The organism is Microbacterium sp. NPDC087868, assembly GCF_044900755.1.
In the GTDB taxonomy this organism is placed as follows: Bacteria; Actinomycetota; Actinomycetes; order Actinomycetales; family Microbacteriaceae; genus Microbacterium; species Microbacterium galbinum.
In genome coordinates this window covers 806,913-824,327 of the sequence record NZ_JBJDNO010000001.1, presented here as the reverse complement: position 1 = coordinate 824,327, position 17,415 = coordinate 806,913, and the positions used below count along the sequence as shown (strand labels likewise).

The window sequence follows — 17,415 nt, the reverse complement described above, 5'->3', positions numbered from 1 at the left end:
GTCAGACCTCGGCCCCGGTGACGCGATCGTCGGCGGGAGGTGTGTGCGATGAAACGACGTCTTCCGAAGCATCGTCGTCTGGAATGCCATCGTCGGTGGTCGGGGCGGGGCCGCCTGGAGGCCGCTCCGCGATCTCCAGGACGATGACGACGAGCGCGGCGAGGGCTACGGTCCACATGACGAGCCCTGGGGACAGAGGCCTCACCAGCAGGACGACGGCGGCACCGATCGCCGCGACGAGGAAGCGCAGAAATGCGTGGTGCGCGTGCATCCAAACCCCCACGCGCCCCGTCGTCACCCCGTACCGCTCCATCCCGCCGCGCACTCGGGCGGCTCCGCCCTGCGCGGCGGCGCGGAGACGACGCGGAACGTCGAACGGCCCCCCGAACCACGTGACCGCGGCGACGGCGACCGCGAGGACGAGCACGGCCACAGCGGTGTCACGCATGGGCCCGGCCACTGTTTCGTACATGACGCCGCCCGCATCGGGCGAGACCGGACCCGCGCGCAGGGCTCCGTCGAAGAAGATCCTTCCGATCGCGAAGCCCGCGAGGAGGATCAGCATCGACGTGGCGAGCGCCAGCGCCGCGACGATCGCTGCGCTCCACCGGCGGCGGGCGACCAGAGCCCCCGCGACGAGGAGAACGATGGCGATCCACGGCAGCCACAGTCCGGACGCGACGGCGAGGCCGTACGCGAGCTGCACGGTGGGGAGGGCATCGGATGTCGCGACGACGATCGTCCGATCGACGCTGGGGATCGCCGAGACGAAGCCGACCCCCTGTGCCAGCAGCACCTCCTTGACCTGATCGATGATGGGAGCGAGTTGGATGGCGATCGTGCCGCCGGATCCGAGTTCGATCGCGACGCTCGCATCATTGCGGAGGGCGCCCGTCACCTGCGAGTGGCTCACACGCAGTGCCGATGCCCAGACATCGGCGAACGCATCCGATTCGACGAACCGGCTGACCATCGTCGCCACGAGCGACTGCACGCCTTCGGCGGCTGGTCCCTTCAGCAACTCGAGTGCTCGCGTGGCGCTGTCGCCGGTGCCGAGATCGATGATCCCGTCGATCACATCGGACGTGAGAGCCGGGATGTCGACCTGATCGTCGATGACGTCGATGACCTGCGTCGTGACGAGAGCTTGCACCGCGGGGTCGTCGGCGAGGGGACCGAAGCTCTGCACGAATCGGTCGGTGTCGGTCAGCTGCACGTTCGCCCACGCGGCGACGACGGCGACGGGGGCGAGGAGTGCTCCCAGAAGGATCAGCACGGTGGCGAGGAGGGTGCGCCCCCACGCCCATCGATGCCGCCTCTCTCGGGGAGCCGCCGGACCGGTACCGCCCCCGCGAGGAAGGCTGTCTCGCAGAACCGAGTTCTCCGCCTCGAGGGCGGCCAGCCGGTGTTGCAGGTCTTCGATGGTCGGGGTGCTCATGGGGTCTCCGTGCTCAGGTCTTCGCGTCTTGTCGGGGAATCACGAGCTGCTTGATGATCAGCAGGATCGCCGCCGTCACCGGGATCGACACCAGAGCGCCGAGCAACCCGAGGAGGGTTCCGCCCACGAGCGCGCCGATGATGACGAGCGCGCCCGGTATCGCGATGGCCTTGTTCATGATCCGCGGGGTGAGGAGATACGCCTCGAACTGCATGTAGATGAGATACAGCACCGCGAAGATCAGAGCGATGACAGGGTTCGTGAACAGGGCGACCACGGAGGCGATGATCCAGTAGAGGACGGGACCGACCAGGGGGATCAGCGTGATGAGGAACGCGGCGAGTCCCATGAACGCCGGGAACGGCAGGCCGAGCACCAGATGCAGGAGGGTGGCGAACGCGGCGTTGCACGCGGCGAGGATCACCATGCCGATCAGATAGGCGCCGACGGAGTCCGTGATCTTCTCCGTGAGTTCGGCGACGGTCGGCCGGTCGCGTGCCGGTGCGAGGCGGTAGAAGCTGGTCTGGAAGGCGGTGAGGGACGCGAGGAAGTACAGGGTCAGCACGATGACGATGAGCATCCCCGAGATCGCATTTCCGACTCCGAAACCGACCGCGAGCACCCCGCCACCCACGGCGAGGAGGTTTCCAGGGTCGGCGAGGAAGGTCGAGAGCTGGTCGAGGGCGGTTCCGACCACGTCGCCGATCTGCGCTTCGAACCCGCGATACCAGTCGGAGTTCTGCAGCTGCGTGATGCCGGCCGGCACCGAACGGACGAACTCGGCCACCTGCCGGAGCGCAGGCGGCACGATGAAGACGATGACGACCACGAGGATGACGAGGAAGATGCCGAACACGATGGCGATCGCGCGGGGCCGGGACATGCCGTGCCCTTCGAGTCGCTTCACGACCGGGTCGAGGCCGAGTGCGATGAAGATCGCGAGTGCGATGTAGATGAGGATCGTCGACAGCGACGTGAGGGCGAGGCCGAGGACGAATGCAGCGAGGCCGCCGAGCACGAGCGCGAAGCCCAGCCCGAACGGGTGGTCCACCGAGGTGAGGATGCTGCGCCGACGGGCGAACTGCGGGAACGGCGCCGGCACGGGCACCGCCGGGTCGGCGGCGTCGGGTGCGGGCGTTGTCGCGTCGCTCATGGTGACACTCTGCGACCCGGGTTCTTCGGCCGCGTCATCCTTTGCGGGCGATTTGGAGGCGGGGCCTCGAGGCGTGCGTCCGGGCGAGTCAGAGGAAGCCGAGCTCCTGGGCCTTGGCGACGGCACCGTTGCGGTTGGCGACGTCGAGCTTGCGGTAGATGTGGGCGGTGTGCGTCTTGATGGTGTTCACCGAGACGAAGCATCGCGCCGCCAGTTCGGTGTTCGTCATCCGCGAGGGCAGGTAGGCGAGGATCTCGAGCTCACGATCGGTGAGTTGCTCGGCCAGTTGCGGCGATGCCGCGCGCGGCTGTCGCATCTCGTGCGCGCACCGGATGACGGTGGCGCGGAACGGCGACGGCACCCCGGGCAGCTCGGCGACCAGACGCACCGCCTCCGGGCCGATGCGCGGGAACACCGCGACGAGGTCATGCGGTTCCGCGGCCGACATCGCTTCGGAGAGCAGACGGGTCGAGAGCGTCGGATCTCCCTCCACGGACGCGAGCCATCCGCCGAGCACGAGACGCTCCACGCTCTCGCGGGGGAGTGCATCGTGGGTGGGTGTAGACATCTGGAGGCGCCGCCGCGCGAGGTCCGGTCGATGGTCGGCGAGCGCGCCGGCGATCCCTTCGGCGACGACGGGTGACCACGCCGCGGTCGGACCCTCGTCGAACGTCAGCGTTCCCTGTCCGCGCGTCATGCGCGCCGCCTCCGCGCGCAGCGCGAGGTCGACGATGGGAGGCGGACCACCGGGGCACTGCGGCCGTGCGTTGGTCGGATCGTCGGGATCGATCGACGCGCGGAGGAGATGCCCGATCCACAGCAGCTGCGACCGGCGGTTGGCTTCGGCGCGGACGATGCCTTCGTGCAGGTTCAGGGCGGCGTTGCGCGGTTCGCCTCTCTCGACGGCTGCCAGAGCGGCGGCGAGATAGGCATCGGCGGGCGCGGGGTGTGCGAGCAGCTGTGCGTCCGCCGCCAATTCGAGTGCCTCCTGCGCGAGGGTCGTTGCGGCGGTGATGCGGCCGCACCAGGCGTCGAGCAGTGCGATCGACCCGAGGAGATGAACGCGGTAGGGCGAGTACGACGATGCCGGGCCCGCGAGCGCATCGTCGAACCAGCGGCGTGCTCGCACGAAGTCGCCGGCGAGGAAATGGGCTCGGCCGCCGGACGTCCGCGCGAGAGTGTGCAGGAACGACGGATGCGTCAGACCAAGGAGATCGGGCGGATGCAATGACGGATCTCGTGTGAGGTGTTCGAGTGAGGTCTTCGCTGCGCGCAGGGCGATCTCGGGCTCGGAGCGGAACTGCACACGCGCGGCGATATAGGCGTGGAGCACGGCCGACTGGGCTGACGTGAGGTCATCACGTGTGGCCTGACCGCGGAGCACGTCCTCTCCCCGTACCGCGTCACCGCTCATGCCCAGCACGATTCCCCACAGGATCTCGGCATCCGGTCGCGTCGCACGCTTCTCGGCAGGAATGGCGTCCAACCACCTGCTCACAGAGAGCGTGCGGCTCCGCTCGAACACGTCGCGGCCGCTGGCGAGGATCAGGTCGAGTGCGCGATCCCATTCATGAGCGCGCAGGAGATAGTCCATGGCGGAGTCGAGGTCTCCGTCACGCAGGTGCCAATCCGCGGCCGCGATGAGCAGTCGGCTCTCTTCGGCGCCGTGTCGTGCGCGAAATCGGTAGTGCAGGAGATCGCGGAACAGGCGATGGAATCGGAACCACTCCTGCTGATCGTCGAGTGCGATGAGGAACATCGAGTCGTGCTGCAGTTTCTCGAACAGTTCGGCGGCATCGTCGATGTGCAGCACGGCCTCGATGAGGTCGGCCGACATCCGATCGAAGACGGACAACCGCAGCAGGAGATCCCGACGATCGGGAGGTTGCTGGGCCAGCGCCTGTTCGCCGAGGTAGTCGGAGATGAGGCGATCCGTTCCGCGGAGGTTGCGGGCGAACCGTTCCGGGTCGGCTTGGTCGCGCAGGCCCAAGGCGGTCAACTGCACTCCGGCTGCCCATCCTTCTGTCCTGTCCATGACGGCCGACAGGGTCGCTTCGCTCACGCGCGTTCCCACGATGCGCTCGAGCAACGTGCCCGCGCTCGCCGCGTCCAGTGCGAGGTCGGCCTGCCGGAGTTCGATGAGCGAGTGGCGCAGCCGGTGCCGACTCCAGGCGAAGCCGAGGTCCACCCGCGACGAGAGCACGATATGGCTCTGAGCGGGCAGATGGTCGGCCAGCCACCAGAGATCGGCGAGGAGTGCCGAGTTCGTGATCGCATGCGCGTCATCGATCACGACGGCAGTGCCCGCATGCTCGCGGAAGACGGCCGAGAGCGCGTCGAGTGCGGGTCGACCGATCGTCCTGCCGCTCAGGGCGTGCGGAGTGTTCAGGTCGTGAGGCGCATCGGTGTGCCCCCGGAATCCGTCGAGCAGACGATCGATGAAGTGCTGGGGGTCGTTGTCGGATGCGTGCAGTTCGAGCCAGATGAATCTCACGTCCGGGCGGGACATCGCCCACTGCGACAGCAGCACGGTCTTGCCCGATCCCACGGGGGCCACGAGAGTGCTCACCGGCGCGCTGAGGGCCGCGTCGAGCCGGCCGCGCAGACGCGGGCGGTCGACGGCGTGAACCGGCACAAGGGGGAGGACGGTCATCGCGATCCCGGCCAGTATCCCAGTACGCGACGAGATCATCCAGAGGGGGTGAGGACGGATGCTCGACGTACGCCGATCATGAGAGGGACCCCCGTCGGAGAAGACGCCGCGATTGTCGGCGAGGTAGCGAGGCCGGAATGGTTCAGACGTTCGAGGTGATCGTCCGCGGCCGGCTGAGCCCGGACATCGCGGAGGCGCTCGAAGGATTCGTCGTCGGAAACCGGGAGGGCGGGATCACGAGCATCGTCGGACCGGTGGTCGACCAACCGCGATTGCTGGCACTCCTCGGGGCGTTCGACGACCTGCACATCGAGGTGATCTCGGTGAATCCGGTCGACGAACGCGGGCCGGGGCATCCGGATCCTCGCGTCGAAGAGTCATCCGAGCAGGGTGACGCCGACGGACGGGCCTCTCACTAGCTTCAGTCCTGGCACGTCCGTGTCCCGAGCAAAGGAAGCACTATGAACATCTGGGATCTCATCGGCTGGTTCTTCTGGTCCTTCGTCTTCATCTCGTATCTGATGGTCGTTTTCACGATCATCGGCGACATCTTCCGCGACCACTCCCTCAACGGGTGGCTCAAGGCGGTCTGGATCATCTTCCTGGTCTTCCTGCCGTTCCTCACCGCGCTCGTGTACTTGATCGCCCGAGGACAGGGCATGGCCGAACGGCGGGCCGAGCAGATCGGGCAGCTGCGTGAGGCGCAGACCGCCTACATCCGAGAGACCGCGGGAACGGCATCGCCCGCCGACGACATCGCCAAGGCGAAGACGTTGCTCGACTCCGGGGCGATCACGCCGGGCGAGTACGAGTCGTTGAAGGCGAAAGCACTCGCACGGTGACCACGCGTCAGCCGAGCTGCTCCGCCTTCGGCGATGCCGTGGTGAATGCTCGCAGTGCGGTCACGGGCGCAGCGCCTCGCTCAGCCAGCGGGCGTAGAGCTCCCAGGGAGAACCGCCGGACGACAGCCCGGCGATATGCGCGCGCAACGGCGCCGTCAGCGTGAACCACTCGCCCCCCTCGCGCGCTTCGGCGAATTCGAGATGCCGTCGCCGCTCCACCGTGCGGTCGCCGCGCTCGAATGCGAGGAGTTCATCGTGGCGGATGCTCGCGAGCCGCTGCCGCGGGCGCATGCTCGTGCCGATCTTCACCCGTCGGTCGTACCGGAGGTAGTACACGACGTCGATGCGAGGACGCGGCAGGTCGGCGTCGGGCACATCGCCGTAGCGCCACCCGCACGTTGCGCACTCCCACGCACCGCCGGTGCGGGTCCCGGAGACGCTGCCGCAGAGGTGGCACGGCCCCGGAAGAGTACGCGGTGTCGGCATGGATCCACGATAGGCAGGGGTACCGACAGTCCCCGGTTACACCTTTCCCGTCCGCGGGCGCAAGGGGTGACGCGTGGGCCCGCTCATGTGACAGGTTGGGCGCATGGTCCGCACTGGGAGAACCGCATGAGCTCTGCTGCAGAATCGGCACCGCCCACGGCATCCATCCCCATCCTCACCCAGGAGCCGTTCCCCGACACCCCGGGCAGTCCCGCGCCCGAGTGGTTCAAGACCGCGGTGTTCTACGAGGTCCTCGTCCGCTCGTTCAAGGACGGAGACGGCGACGGGTCGGGTGACTTCCGCGGACTGATCGACAAGCTCGACTACCTGCAGTGGCTCGGGGTGGACTGCCTCTGGATCCCGCCGTTCTTCCCCTCCCCGCTGAGAGACGGCGGGTACGACGTCGCCGACTACACGGGCATCCAATCCGACCTCGGCACCACGGCTGACTTCCAAGAGTTCCTCGACGCCGCCCATGCGCGCGACATGCGGGTGATCATCGACTTCGTCATGAACCACACCAGTGACGAGCATCCGTGGTTCCAGGCGAGCCGGAACGATCCCGACGGGCCCTTCGGAGACTTCTACGTGTGGAGCGACACCGACGATCTCTACGAGGACGCGCGGATCATCTTCGTCGACACCGAACCCAGCAACTGGACCTGGGACCCGGTGCGCCAGCAGTACTTCTGGCACCGCTTCTTCTCCCACCAGCCCGACCTCAACTTCGACAATCCGAAGGTGCACGAGGCGATGATCGACGCCATGCGCTTCTGGCTCGACATGGGGCTGGACGGATTCCGCCTCGACGCCGTCCCGTATCTCTACGAGCGCCCGGGCACCAACGGCGAGAACCTGCCCGAGACCCATGACTTCCTCAAGAAGGTGCGGCGGATCGTCGACGACGAGTACCCCGGTCGGGTGCTGCTCGCCGAGGCGAACCAGTGGCCGGCCGACGTCGTCGACTACTTCGGCGACCCCGAGGTCGGCGGCGACGAGTGCCACATGTGCTTCCACTTCCCGGTGATGCCGCGGATCTTCATGGCGGTCCGACGGGAGTCCCGGTACCCGATCAGCGAGATCCTCGCCGAGACGCCCTCGATCCCGTCGGGGTGCCAGTGGGGGATCTTCCTTCGCAACCACGACGAGCTCACGCTCGAAATGGTGACCGACGAGGACCGCGACTACATGTGGAGCGAATACGCGCAGGATCCCCGGATGAAGGCCAACATCGGCATCCGCCGTCGCCTCGCGCCGCTCCTCGACAACGACATCGATCGCATCGAGCTGTTCACGGGACTCCTGCTGTCGCTGCCCGGATCGCCGGTGCTGTACTACGGCGACGAGATCGGGATGGGGGACAACATCTGGCTCGGCGATCGCGACGGCGTGCGCACTCCGATGCAGTGGACCTCGGATCGCAACGCGGGCTTCTCGACCGCCAACCCCGGACGGCTCTCCCGTCCGATCGTGCAGGATCCCGTGTACGGGTACCTCGCGGTGAACGTCGAAGCTCAGCAGGAGGACCGGTCATCGCTGCTGCACTGGACGCGGCTGATGATCCACGCCCGCAAGAAGCACCCGGCCTTCGGGCTCGGCAGCTTCAACGACCTCGGGGGATCGAACCCCGCCGTGCTGTCGTACACGCGCGAGCACACCAATGACGACGGCACCGTCGACGTCATCCTCTGCGTCAACAACCTGTCGCAGTTCCCGCAGCCGGTCGAACTCGACCTCCGTCGCTTCGAGGGGATGGTGCCGGTCGAGCTGGTCGGCGGCGTGCCCTTCCCCCGCGTCGGCGAGCTGCCGTATCTGCTGACGCTCGGCGGACACGGGTTCTTCTGGTTCCAGCTGCAGGAACCCGCCGACGATGCGGATGAACGGGGGATGCTGTGAATGTCGTCGCTCCGGGAGTCCTGGAGGACTATCTCGTACGCACCCGCTGGTTCGCCGGCAAGAGCCGACCGTTCCGCGTATCGCGGGTTCGGCGGATCGCTGACCTCGAGGGCCCGGATCAGGGCGTGCGGGTGGCGGTCTTCCTCGTGACCGTCGACTACTCCGACGGCGAGGCGGGTCACGAGACCTATCAGGTACCCCTGTCGATCTACGACGAGCCGCAGGAGGCGATCGCCCACGCGTTCATCGGGGCGGCGGAGGACGAGGGGCGCATCCGGCACGTCTACGACGCGGTGCACGATCGTTATGCCATGGCGCTCTGGCTCGACGGGCTCGTGGCGGCGGAGCACAGCGCGACGTTCGACCGCGGAGGACTCCGTTTCCATCGCGTGCCGGGAACCGATCCGCTCGACCCGGGGCTGCGGGCATCCCCGCTGAGCGGCGAGCAGTCCAACTCGTCGATCCGGTTCGACGACGTCGCGATCATGAAGGTGTTCCGCAAGGTGACCCCCGGCGCGAATCCCGACATCGAGATCCATCGGGAACTCACCCGGCAGCACTCGGAGCACGTCGCCGCGCTCTACGGCTGGGTCGAGGCCGATGTCGACGGCGAGACCGTGCAGCTGGCGATGATGCAGGAGTTCCTGCGCACCGCTTCCGACGGGTTCGAACTGGCGACCGGGAGCGTGCGATCCCTGCTCGCCAACCCGTCGCAGAGCGTCGAGGAGTCGGGAGCGGACTTCGCCGGCGAGGCCGCGCGCCTCGGAACTGCGGTCGCCGAGGTGCACGCGGCGTTGCGCGGACGGTTCCCGTCGGAGACGCGTGATGCGGCCGCCGCGCAGGCCCTGGCGCGTGCGCTGGAGGATCGCCTCGACCACGCACTCGGTGTCGTGCCGGAACTCGCACCGTACGCCGAGCGCCTTCGGGCGATGTACGCGACGGTGGCCGCGCTCGGCCGGCTCGACGTGCAGCGCGTGCACGGCGACCTTCACCTGGGGCAGACCCTGCGCACCGCGCACGGGTGGCGCATCGTCGACTTCGAGGGTGAGCCGGGGCGCCCGTTCGCGGAGCGCTCGCTCCCCGATTCACCCTGGCGCGATGTCGCCGGGATGCTGCGCTCCTTCGACTACGTGCCCGGCACGGTGGCCCTCACGCAGGCGACGGAGGAGGGGGCCGATCCGGATGCCGAAGACGATCTGCGCGCCGATCTCGCTCGTGAGTGGGCGCGTCGGGCGCGGGGGCATTTCCTCGACGCCTACGTCGGCGCGCTCTGCCGTACCGAGTCGGTCGGGGCGGATGCCGCGGCACCGGGGGAGGAGGAGCAGATCCTCGCCGACAACCGCACGCTGCTCGACGCATACGTCGCCGACAAGGCCGTGTACGAGGCCGTGTACGAGAAGCGCAACCGCCCCGCGTGGATCGCGATCCCGCTCGCCGCGCTCGCCGACGTGGTCTGACGACGCGCTTCGGTGGGTCTGCTCCGGTGGATCAGGATGCCGAGAGTACCGAGAGCACGTTGCCAGCCGGATCTCTGAACCAGGCGATGTCCGGCCCGCGATCGGGCCCGCCGCGCATGATCCCCTTGGCGTCGGTGCCCATCTCGTCGTCGTAGATCTTCGTGACCACGCCCCGGGCGTTCAGATCGTCGACCGCGGCCTCGACGTCGTCGACGGGGAAATTGAGGATCGTGAAGCTGGCCGGTGTGTGATCGGGTTTGGCGTACACGAGGATCGACCCTCCGTCGGGCAACCGGATGTCGAGGAACCCCATCGCGTTGGTCGTGACGTCCAGGCCGAGGGTGTCGCCGTAGAAGGCGCGGGCGGCGTCGATCGAGTCGACGCTGAACCCGCTGAACGGATGCGTGATCTGGAAAGCGGTCATGGAATCAGCATGCGCTCGCCGCGGTGGCGTGTCCAGAGGCGGAGTCCGGGATGGAGCGACGCCTCGCCGAGTGTCGACTATTCACTATTCGCTGTATAGTCACTGCATGCTGACCATTGCCTCCCGGATCGATGTGATGAACCGTCTCGGCCGCGCCATGGCCGATCCCACGCGTTCGCGGATCCTCCTGCAGCTTCTCGACGGCCCCGCGTACCCTGCGCGCCTCTCGGAGACGCTCGCCCTCTCGCGCACGAACGTCTCGAATCATCTGTCGTGCCTGCGGGGATGCGGGATCGTGGTCGCGACGCCGGAGGGGCGGCAGACCCGCTACGAGATCGCCGACCCCCACGTGACGAAGGCGATCACCCTTCTGGTGAACACCGTGCTCGCGGTAGACGACGGCGAACCGTGCGCCGACGAGAACTGCGACGTGCCGCTGTGCTGTTCACCCGCCGATGTCGACCTGTGACGCGTGCTGCGGTCCGGTGATCGCAGCGGCAGGGGCGGTCGGGCACACGGATGCCGAGCATGAGGTTCGTCCGCCGCTCTGGCGTGATACCGCGCTGCTCCCGTCCGTCATCGCCGGCGTGGTGCTGCTCGCCGGCTACGTGCTCGAGTGGAGCGGGTTCCCCATCCCGGCCCTCGTGCTGCAGGGGGTCGCCCTCCTCGCCGGCGCCTACACCTTCGTGCCCGGAGCGCTTCGCCGCCTGGCGCGGGGGCGCCTCGGCGTCGGGCTGCTGATGACCATCGCGGCGATCGGAGCGGTGGCTCTCGGTCACGTGGGAGAGGCAGCGGCATTGGCTTTCCTGTTCTCCCTCGCCGAGGCGCTGGAGGATCGCGCGATGGACCGAGCGAAGGAGGGCCTCCGCGCTCTTCTCTCGCTCGTCCCCGAGACGGTGCGCGTGTCGAGGCTGAGCGGCGACGCGAGCATCCCTGCCACGGAGGTGCGCGAGCTCGACGTCCTCGTCGTCGGGGCGGGAGAGCGGATCGCGACAGATGGCGTGGTCGTGGACGGGCGCTCGAGCATCGACACGTCCGCGGTGACGGGCGAGTCGATCCCGGTCGCGGTCGGTCCGGGGGAGGCGGTGCCGGCGGGTTCGGTGAACGGATCGGCGACGCTCCGCATCGAGGCGACGGCCGACGGACGGGACAACTCCCTCACCCGGATCGTCGAGCTCGTCGAGCAGGCGCACGCCCGCAAAGGCGAGCGTGCGCGCCTGGCCGACCGGATCGCCCGCCCGCTCGTGCCGGTGGTGCTCATCGTCGCCGCCCTGATCGTCGTGTTCGGGTTCGTTGTCGGGGACCCCGGTCTGTGGGTCGAGCGCGCACTCGTCGTTCTCGTGGCCGCATCCCCCTGCGCTCTGGCCATCGCCGTTCCCGTGACCGTCATCAGCGCCATCGGCTCGGCATCGAAGTTCGGCGTCGTCATCACCTCGGGCGAGGCGTTCGAGCGGTTCGGAACCATCCGCACGATCGCATTCGACAAGACCGGCACGCTCACCCGCAACGAGTCCGAGGTGGTCGCCGTCGCCGCGGCCCCCAGTCGCACGCGCGAGGAGGTCCTCGGCCTCGCCGCCGCGCTCGAGAGGACGAGCACGCACCCGCTCGCCGCCGCGATCGCACGCGCGGCGGCGGACGCTCCCGCGGCGACCGAGGTCGTCGAGGATGCGGGCCACGGTGTGACGGGTCGGGTCGGGGCCACTCGCGTCCGCGTCGGAAGTGTGCGGTGGCTCTCCGAACTGGGCGACCTCGAGGGCGCCGCCGAAGGGATGGCGGACGACGGGATGACCGTGGTCGTGGTCGAGGTCGATGCACGGATCGCGGGGGTCATCGGTGTACGCGATGAGCTGCGCCCCGAGGCGGCGGAGACCATCTCGTTGCTCGAGGAGCAGGGTGTTCGCGTCATGATGCTCACGGGCGACAACGAGCGCACCGCCCGCGCGCTCGCCGCCCGCGCGGGAGTGAGCGACGTCCGTGCGGAGCAGCTCCCCGCAGACAAGGCGGCCGCCGTCACCGCCCTCCTCGCCGAGGGGCCGACGGCGATGGTCGGTGATGGCATCAACGACGCTCCGGCACTCGCGACTGCGACCGTCGGCATCGCCATGGGAGCGGGCGGTTCGGCGGCCGCCGTCGAATCCGCCGACATCGCGTTCACCGGCCACGACCTCCGCCTCCTGCCCGCAGCCCTCGCCCACGCGCGCCGCGGGCGCCGAATCATGACCGTCAACATCGGCCTCGCCCTGGCGATCATCGTGGTGCTGTTCCCGTTGGCCCTGTTCGGAGTGCTCGGCCTGGCCGGCGTGGTGCTCGTGCACGAGATCGCCGAAGTCGTCGTCATCCTCAACGGGGTGCGGGCCGCCCGGCGGACGGCATCCGTTCCCCGCTGACCGCATCACCCGGAAACGGAAGAAGGACCGCCCTCACGGACGGTCCTTCTTCGCGTATACGTGCCCCCGACAGGAGTCGAACCTGCGACCTACGGTACCGGAAACCGGCGCTCTATCCACTGAGCTACGGAGGCGTACCGAACGACGATATCACTGCTCGGGGGTGGTCTCCGACTCGCCGGCGATCGTGACCGGCGCGCCGCTGAGCGCATCGAGCGCGGCGGCGACGCGTTCGGCGAGGTAGCGGTGCCCGGCGGAGGACGGATGCTTGCGCCCTACCTCGACGTCGATGACCTCGAGGTAGTTCTGATCGGTGATCCAGTCCTCGGCGACGGGGGAGACGTACCACCAGCCGCGGGCAGCGGCGAGATCCGCGAGGTCGGCGTCGATGCGCGCGGTGCCGGCACCGACGGGGAGCTCGTGCGGGGCGGGCCCGAGGATCACGATCGTCGCCTCGGGGTACTTCGCCGCCATCGCATCCCAGGCCGCGTTCACTGCCTCGCGGTATCCGGCCGCGCCCTGCTCGCGGTCGTTGATCGAGCCCTGCAGGATCACGAGGTCGGGAGACAGCGCGGGATCGAGCGCCGCGATGCGCTCGCCGAAGGCGGGTCCGTCGAGTCCGGGCTTGAGATAGCCGCTGCCGCGCACACCCTTCACGATCGTCTCGCCGTCGAGCAGATCGGCGAGGAGATACGCGTATCCCTCGGTCGGGACGGTGGCGGCCGAGCCGTACGTCCAGGAGTCGCCGAAGACGAGCACGGTCGGGTGCTCCGGCAGGACGAGCGGAGCCGGTGCGATCGCGGCGGCGGGCTCGCCTTCCGCGGCGCCGACGGGGGCGGTCGAGGGGAGCGGTGCCCAGGGGCGCCAGACGCCGAGGACGCCCGCGACGACGGCGACGGCGAGCACGGCGGCGACGCCGGCGAAACGCAGTCGGCGGCGGGCGGGAGCGACGGTCATGGCATGAGGGTAAGTCACAGATCGGTCTGCGCAAATTCGACACCGTCCCGAGCCGTAAACTTGGTGTTCTATGAATCCTGAAACGCTCGCCGAAGCCCTCCTCGCAGTCCTCGCTCCGATCGCGGACGAGCGACGCCCCGGCGAGCCCCTCGGGCTCTCGGCATCCGACATCGTCCTGGAGCGTCCGCGCAACCGCGACCACGGCGACTGGGCCTCGAACATCGCGATGCGCCTCGCCAAGCCGTTCGGCACGAACCCGCGCGAACTCGCGCAGCAGATCGCCGACGGTCTGGTCTCGGTCGACGGCATTGCCACCGCCGAGGTCGCGGGCCCCGGATTCATCAACATCCGTCTCGAGGCCGCCGCAGCGGGCGCGCTGGCGAAGACGATCGTCGACGCGGGCGTCGCCTACGGCACGAACACCTCGCAGCAGGGCGTGAGCGTGAACGTCGAGTTCGTCTCGGCGAACCCGACCGGACCGCTGCACATCGCCCACACGCGCTGGGCGGCGCTCGGTGACGCGATCGTCCGTCTGCTCCTCGCCAGCGGTGCGCACGCCGTGCGGGAGTACTACATCAACGACGCCGGCGCGCAGATGGACCGCTTCGCATCGTCGCTGGTCGCCGCCGCGAAGGGCGAGCCGACCCCCGAGGGCGGATACCCGGGGGAGTACATCACGGCGCTCGCAGGTCGCATCCTCGAGGCGCGCCCGGATCTGCTCGACCTCTCCGACGAGGAGCAGCTCGCGGTCGCCGGCGACCTCGGATACGAATATCAGCTCGCCGAGATCAAGAGCTCGCTCGACCGGTTCAACGTGCCGTTCGACGTGTGGTTCTCGGAGCGCACGCTGCACGCCAAGGACGCGTCGGGCACGAGCCTGATCGACCAGGCGGTCGAGCGCCTGCGCGAGCAGGGCCACGTCTTCGACGAGGACGGCGCCGTCTGGGTGCGCACCACGGACTTCGGCGACGACAAGGATCGGGTGATCCGCCGCTCGAACGGCGAGTACACCTACTTCGCCGCGGATGCCGCCTACTACCTCAACAAGGGCGACCGCGGATTCGAGAACAAGATCTACCTCCTCGGCGCCGACCACCACGGGTACGTGCACCGCCTCAAGGCGGTCGCCGGTGCGGCGGGCGAGGATCCGGAGCGCAACGTCCAGGTGCTCATCGGGCAGATGGTGTCGATCAACGGCGCCCGCCTCAGCAAGCGCGCCGGCAACATCATCGAGATGGACGACCTGCTCGAGTGGCTCGGCGCCGACGCCCTGCGGTATTCGCTCGAGCGCTCGCCCGCGGACTCGCCGCTCGATCTCGACCCCGAACTGCTGCAGAAGCGCACGAACGACAACCCCGTCTTCTACGTGCAGTACGCGCACGCCCGCACGCACAACGTCAGCCGCAACGCGAACGACTCGGGCGTCGACCGCTCCGAGTTCGCCCCCGAGACGCTGACGCACGAGTCCGAGGCGGCGCTGCTCGGCGCGCTCCAGGAGTTCCCGCGCATCGTGGCGTTCGCCGCCGAGGTGCGCGAGCCGCACCGCGTCGCCCGCTACCTCGAGGAGCTCGCGGGCCTCTACCACCGCTGGTACGACAACTGCCGCGTGATCCCGCAGGGCGACGACCCGATCGAGAGCGTGCACCGCACGCGTCTGTGGCTCAACGACGCCGCCGGACAGGTCTTCCGCAACGGGCTCGACCTCCTGGGCGTCTCCGCACCGGAGCGCATGTAACCCCCCGTCCGCACCACCGAGGTAGGGCAGGATGACCCCATGAGCGAAGACAACCGCACGCTGCCGTACCCGGAGCCGGATGCCGAGCATCCGACGCTCGTCCTCCCGGGCGCCGGGACCGGGACCGACGACGGCGTCGCGAGCGCTCCGCAGCGTCGTCGCCGACGCTGGCCGTGGGTGGTGCTCATCGTCGTCGTCGTGCTCGCGGGACTCGTGGTCGCGGCGGAGTTCGTCGCGCGGGCGATCCTTCCGGGAGTCGTGCGCTCGCTCGTCATCGACCAGCTCGACCTCCCCGCCGATCAGCAGCTCGACGTCGACGCCGACGGCATCCTGCTGCCGCAGCTGATCGGCGGACGTCTCGACAGCCTGCACCTGTCGACCGACGCGGTCACCCTCGAGGGGATCACCGGTGCGGTCGACGTGACCGCGACGGGGGTGCCCCTGCGCGGCGGCGATCTCGCGGGCGCATCGGGCACGATCCGCATCGACGAGGATCAGTTCACCTCGCTGCTGGCGACCACCGACCTGCCGGTCGACACGGTCGCTCTCGACGAACCGAACGCCACCGTCAGCGGGTCGATCACCGTTCTGGGCCTCGCCGTCCCGATCTCGCTCACCCTCACGCCCGGAGCGCTCGAGGGCGACCTCGAACTGACGCCGGTGTCGTTGAGCGTCGGCGGGATCGAGATCGACGCCTCGCAGGTCGGATCGAACCTGGGGTCCATCGGCGCGGATCTCACCCAGCCGCAGCGGATCTGTATCGCCGATCAGCTCCCGGCTGGCCTCACGCTCACCGGGCTGGAGATCGACGGATCCGTGGCCGTGATCGACATCGACGTCGACGGAGCCATCGTCACCGACGAGAGCCTGCTCGAGAAGGGCACCTGCCCGGCCGGATGAGTCAGGCGTCGCGGGCGGCTTCCTGAGCGGCGCGCAGTTCGTCGGTCGCGATCTTCACATCGATCTCGGCCCGCTGCACACGACGCTGCGGGAAAGTGGTCGCGCCGAAACGAGCGCGCACCCGGTCCTGCCGCTCCTCCTCGCCCGTGACGATGTAGGCGCACGAGATGAGCATGACCTGCGCCGACAGGTTGAGCCAGATCAGGAGGGCGAGCAGCGACGCGAACGAGGCCAGCAAAGGATTGCTGGTCGCGCCGCCGACGAAGAGCGAGGAGAGCTCCTGGAGCACCAGGAGGCCGACGGCGCCGAGAAGGGCACCGCTCCAGAGGGACCGCGCCGACGGGCGGACCCCGGAGAGCACGAGGAACACGGCGATGAGCAGAGCGGTGTTCAATGCGAAGACGATCGCCAGCGAGAGGATCCGCACGCCCCAGGTCGCCAGCGCGGAGTCGGTGGGGATCCCGAGCAGATCGCTCACCCAACCGACGCCGATCCGTCCGACGATGGAGAGGAACGCCGCCGCGATGAACGCCGCACCGATGCCGATCGCCAGGGCGAGGTTGCGCAGGATCACCCAGATGAACAGGACGTCGCTCTGCGCGGTGCCCGAGATCACACGAACGGCGGTGCGGAGCGACCCCACGGCACCCAGGGCGGCGCCGATCAGGGCGATCGCCGACACCGCACCCGCCAGCGAGAACGAGATCGGTTCGCGGAGATCGGCCGGATCGATGACTCCGTCCTCGCCGATCAGGCCGGGCACGACGGATTGCACGGCGTCGATGATCGCGTTCCAGGCCTGCGGGTTCCCGGCGAGCCACAGTGCGGCGATCGAGAATCCCAGGAGCACACCGGCGAACACGCTGAACAGGGCGCGGTAGGTGACGCTGTCGGCGAGCATCGGGCCGCGGCGCTCGCTGTAGAGGAGGAAGGCCCGCACGGGCTTGCGCTGGAGCGCCCAGCGCGTCACGGCTGCGATGGCACGCGGGATCGGCCCGGGGCGGGCAGGGGCTTCGGACGTCGACGGGGCTTCCACGTTCCCACCCTACGAGTGAGCGCCGGCCGCCGTCACAGGGGTTGCGGGACG

General features: G+C 68.9%; 15 protein-coding genes and 1 tRNA gene. 8 read left to right on the top strand and 8 right to left on the bottom strand.

Annotation, left to right across the window (positions count from 1 at the left end):
• Position 1: 1 nt before the first annotated feature.
• The 3 genes from ACI2JZ_RS04115 to ACI2JZ_RS04105 form a co-directional block, all read right to left on the bottom strand.
• Positions 2 to 1,438, bottom strand: a complete 1,437-nt coding sequence (locus tag ACI2JZ_RS04115) for a hypothetical protein (protein ID WP_404596584.1) — start codon at positions 1,436 to 1,438, stop codon at positions 2 to 4.
• A 13-nt stretch (positions 1,439 to 1,451) separates the two neighbouring features.
• Positions 1,452 to 2,591, bottom strand: a complete 1,140-nt coding sequence (locus ACI2JZ_RS04110; RefSeq protein WP_404596583.1) for an AI-2E family transporter — start codon at positions 2,589 to 2,591, stop codon at positions 1,452 to 1,454.
• Positions 2,592 to 2,679: 88 nt separating this feature from the next.
• Positions 2,680 to 5,244, bottom strand: a complete 2,565-nt coding sequence (locus ACI2JZ_RS04105; protein ID WP_404596582.1) for a LuxR C-terminal-related transcriptional regulator — start codon at positions 5,242 to 5,244, stop codon at positions 2,680 to 2,682.
• Positions 5,245 to 5,381: 137 nt separating this feature from the next.
• Here ACI2JZ_RS04105 and ACI2JZ_RS04100 point away from each other — a divergent pair, with 137 nt between their 5' ends.
• Complete coding sequence (locus ACI2JZ_RS04100) at positions 5,382 to 5,663, top strand: hypothetical protein (RefSeq protein ID WP_404596581.1); 282 nt, start codon at positions 5,382 to 5,384, stop codon at positions 5,661 to 5,663.
• A gap of 42 nt (positions 5,664 to 5,705) precedes the next feature.
• Positions 5,706 to 6,086: an SHOCT domain-containing protein gene (locus tag ACI2JZ_RS04095; protein ID WP_404596580.1), complete on the top strand. Its 381-nt coding sequence runs from the start codon at positions 5,706 to 5,708 to the stop codon at positions 6,084 to 6,086.
• 60 nt (positions 6,087 to 6,146) lie between these two features.
• Here the strand turns inward: ACI2JZ_RS04095 and ACI2JZ_RS04090 are convergent, their stop codons facing one another.
• Entirely contained in the window at positions 6,147 to 6,572 is a 426-nt protein-coding gene (locus ACI2JZ_RS04090) for a GIY-YIG nuclease family protein (RefSeq protein WP_404596579.1), read from the bottom strand.
• Positions 6,573 to 6,698: 126 nt separating this feature from the next.
• Here ACI2JZ_RS04090 and treS point away from each other — a divergent pair, with 126 nt between their 5' ends.
• The gene (gene treS, locus ACI2JZ_RS04085; RefSeq protein WP_336640561.1) at positions 6,699 to 8,468 is read left to right on the top strand and encodes a maltose alpha-D-glucosyltransferase; all 1,770 of its coding nucleotides are present in this window, start codon (positions 6,699 to 6,701) and stop codon (positions 8,466 to 8,468) included.
• Positions 8,465 to 9,925: a maltokinase N-terminal cap-like domain-containing protein gene (locus ACI2JZ_RS04080; protein WP_336640560.1), complete on the top strand. Its 1,461-nt coding sequence runs from the start codon at positions 8,465 to 8,467 to the stop codon at positions 9,923 to 9,925. Before treS ends, ACI2JZ_RS04080 begins: the two co-directional genes overlap by 4 nt.
• 31 nt (positions 9,926 to 9,956) lie before the next feature.
• On the opposite strand, the gene ACI2JZ_RS04075 is transcribed toward ACI2JZ_RS04080, so the two are convergent.
• On the bottom strand, positions 9,957 to 10,349 hold the full coding sequence (locus tag ACI2JZ_RS04075) for a VOC family protein (protein WP_336640559.1): 393 nt from the start codon (positions 10,347 to 10,349) through the stop codon (positions 9,957 to 9,959).
• A gap of 106 nt (positions 10,350 to 10,455) precedes the next feature.
• Between ACI2JZ_RS04075 and ACI2JZ_RS04070 the strand changes: the two genes are divergently transcribed.
• Positions 10,456 to 10,818 carry an ArsR/SmtB family transcription factor gene (locus ACI2JZ_RS04070; protein WP_404596578.1) on the top strand — a complete coding sequence of 121 codons (363 nt, stop codon included), beginning with the start codon at positions 10,456 to 10,458 and terminating at the stop codon, positions 10,816 to 10,818.
• A complete protein-coding gene (locus ACI2JZ_RS04065) occupies positions 10,805 to 12,736 on the top strand; it encodes a heavy metal translocating P-type ATPase (protein ID WP_404596577.1) in 1,932 nt (643 codons plus the stop codon). Before ACI2JZ_RS04070 ends, ACI2JZ_RS04065 begins: the two co-directional genes overlap by 14 nt.
• 61 nt (positions 12,737 to 12,797) lie before the next feature.
• Here ACI2JZ_RS04065 and ACI2JZ_RS04060 read toward each other — a convergent pair.
• Together ACI2JZ_RS04060 and ACI2JZ_RS04055 are read right to left on the bottom strand one after the other, a co-directional pair.
• Positions 12,798 to 12,870, bottom strand: a tRNA-Arg gene (locus tag ACI2JZ_RS04060).
• Positions 12,871 to 12,886: 16 nt separating this feature from the next.
• A complete protein-coding gene (locus ACI2JZ_RS04055; protein ID WP_404596576.1) occupies positions 12,887 to 13,693 on the bottom strand; it encodes an SGNH/GDSL hydrolase family protein in 807 nt (268 codons plus the stop codon).
• Positions 13,694 to 13,763: 70 nt separating this feature from the next.
• Between ACI2JZ_RS04055 and argS the strand changes: the two genes are divergently transcribed.
• Together argS and ACI2JZ_RS04045 are read left to right on the top strand one after the other, a co-directional pair.
• Positions 13,764 to 15,428 (top strand): arginine--tRNA ligase, encoded by a 1,665-nt coding sequence (gene argS, locus ACI2JZ_RS04050; RefSeq protein ID WP_336640556.1) that lies wholly within the window; start codon positions 13,764 to 13,766, stop codon positions 15,426 to 15,428.
• A gap of 39 nt (positions 15,429 to 15,467) precedes the next feature.
• A complete protein-coding gene (locus tag ACI2JZ_RS04045; RefSeq protein ID WP_404596575.1) occupies positions 15,468 to 16,328 on the top strand; it encodes a DUF2993 domain-containing protein in 861 nt (286 codons plus the stop codon).
• 1 nt (position 16,329) lies between these two features.
• Here the strand turns inward: ACI2JZ_RS04045 and ACI2JZ_RS04040 are convergent, their stop codons facing one another.
• The gene (locus ACI2JZ_RS04040) at positions 16,330 to 17,364 is read right to left on the bottom strand and encodes a YhjD/YihY/BrkB family envelope integrity protein (protein ID WP_404596574.1); all 1,035 of its coding nucleotides are present in this window, start codon (positions 17,362 to 17,364) and stop codon (positions 16,330 to 16,332) included.
• Positions 17,365 to 17,415: the final 51 nt, after the last annotated feature.

Bases quoted from the DNA above. Each gene is read 5' to 3' on its own strand.
- ACI2JZ_RS04115 (WP_404596584.1), bottom strand. From the start codon at position 1,438: ATGAGCACCCCGACCATCGAAGACCTGCAACACCGGCTGGCCGCCCTC.
- ACI2JZ_RS04110 (WP_404596583.1), bottom strand. From the start codon at position 2,591: ATGAGCGACGCGACAACGCCCGCACCCGACGCCGCCGACCCGGCGGTG.
- ACI2JZ_RS04105 (WP_404596582.1), bottom strand. From the start codon at position 5,244: ATGACCGTCCTCCCCCTTGTGCCGGTTCACGCCGTCGACCGCCCGCGT.
- ACI2JZ_RS04100 (WP_404596581.1), top strand. From the start codon at position 5,382: ATGGTTCAGACGTTCGAGGTGATCGTCCGCGGCCGGCTGAGCCCGGAC.
- ACI2JZ_RS04095 (WP_404596580.1), top strand. From the start codon at position 5,706: ATGAACATCTGGGATCTCATCGGCTGGTTCTTCTGGTCCTTCGTCTTC.
- ACI2JZ_RS04090 (WP_404596579.1), bottom strand. From the start codon at position 6,572: ATGCCGACACCGCGTACTCTTCCGGGGCCGTGCCACCTCTGCGGCAGC.
- treS (WP_336640561.1), top strand. From the start codon at position 6,699: ATGAGCTCTGCTGCAGAATCGGCACCGCCCACGGCATCCATCCCCATC.
- ACI2JZ_RS04075 (WP_336640559.1), bottom strand. From the start codon at position 10,349: ATGACCGCTTTCCAGATCACGCATCCGTTCAGCGGGTTCAGCGTCGAC.
- ACI2JZ_RS04070 (WP_404596578.1), top strand. From the start codon at position 10,456: ATGCTGACCATTGCCTCCCGGATCGATGTGATGAACCGTCTCGGCCGC.
- ACI2JZ_RS04065 (WP_404596577.1), top strand. From the start codon at position 10,805: ATGTCGACCTGTGACGCGTGCTGCGGTCCGGTGATCGCAGCGGCAGGG.
- ACI2JZ_RS04055 (WP_404596576.1), bottom strand. From the start codon at position 13,693: ATGACCGTCGCTCCCGCCCGCCGCCGACTGCGTTTCGCCGGCGTCGCC.
- argS (WP_336640556.1), top strand. From the start codon at position 13,764: ATGAATCCTGAAACGCTCGCCGAAGCCCTCCTCGCAGTCCTCGCTCCG.
- ACI2JZ_RS04045 (WP_404596575.1), top strand. From the start codon at position 15,468: ATGAGCGAAGACAACCGCACGCTGCCGTACCCGGAGCCGGATGCCGAG.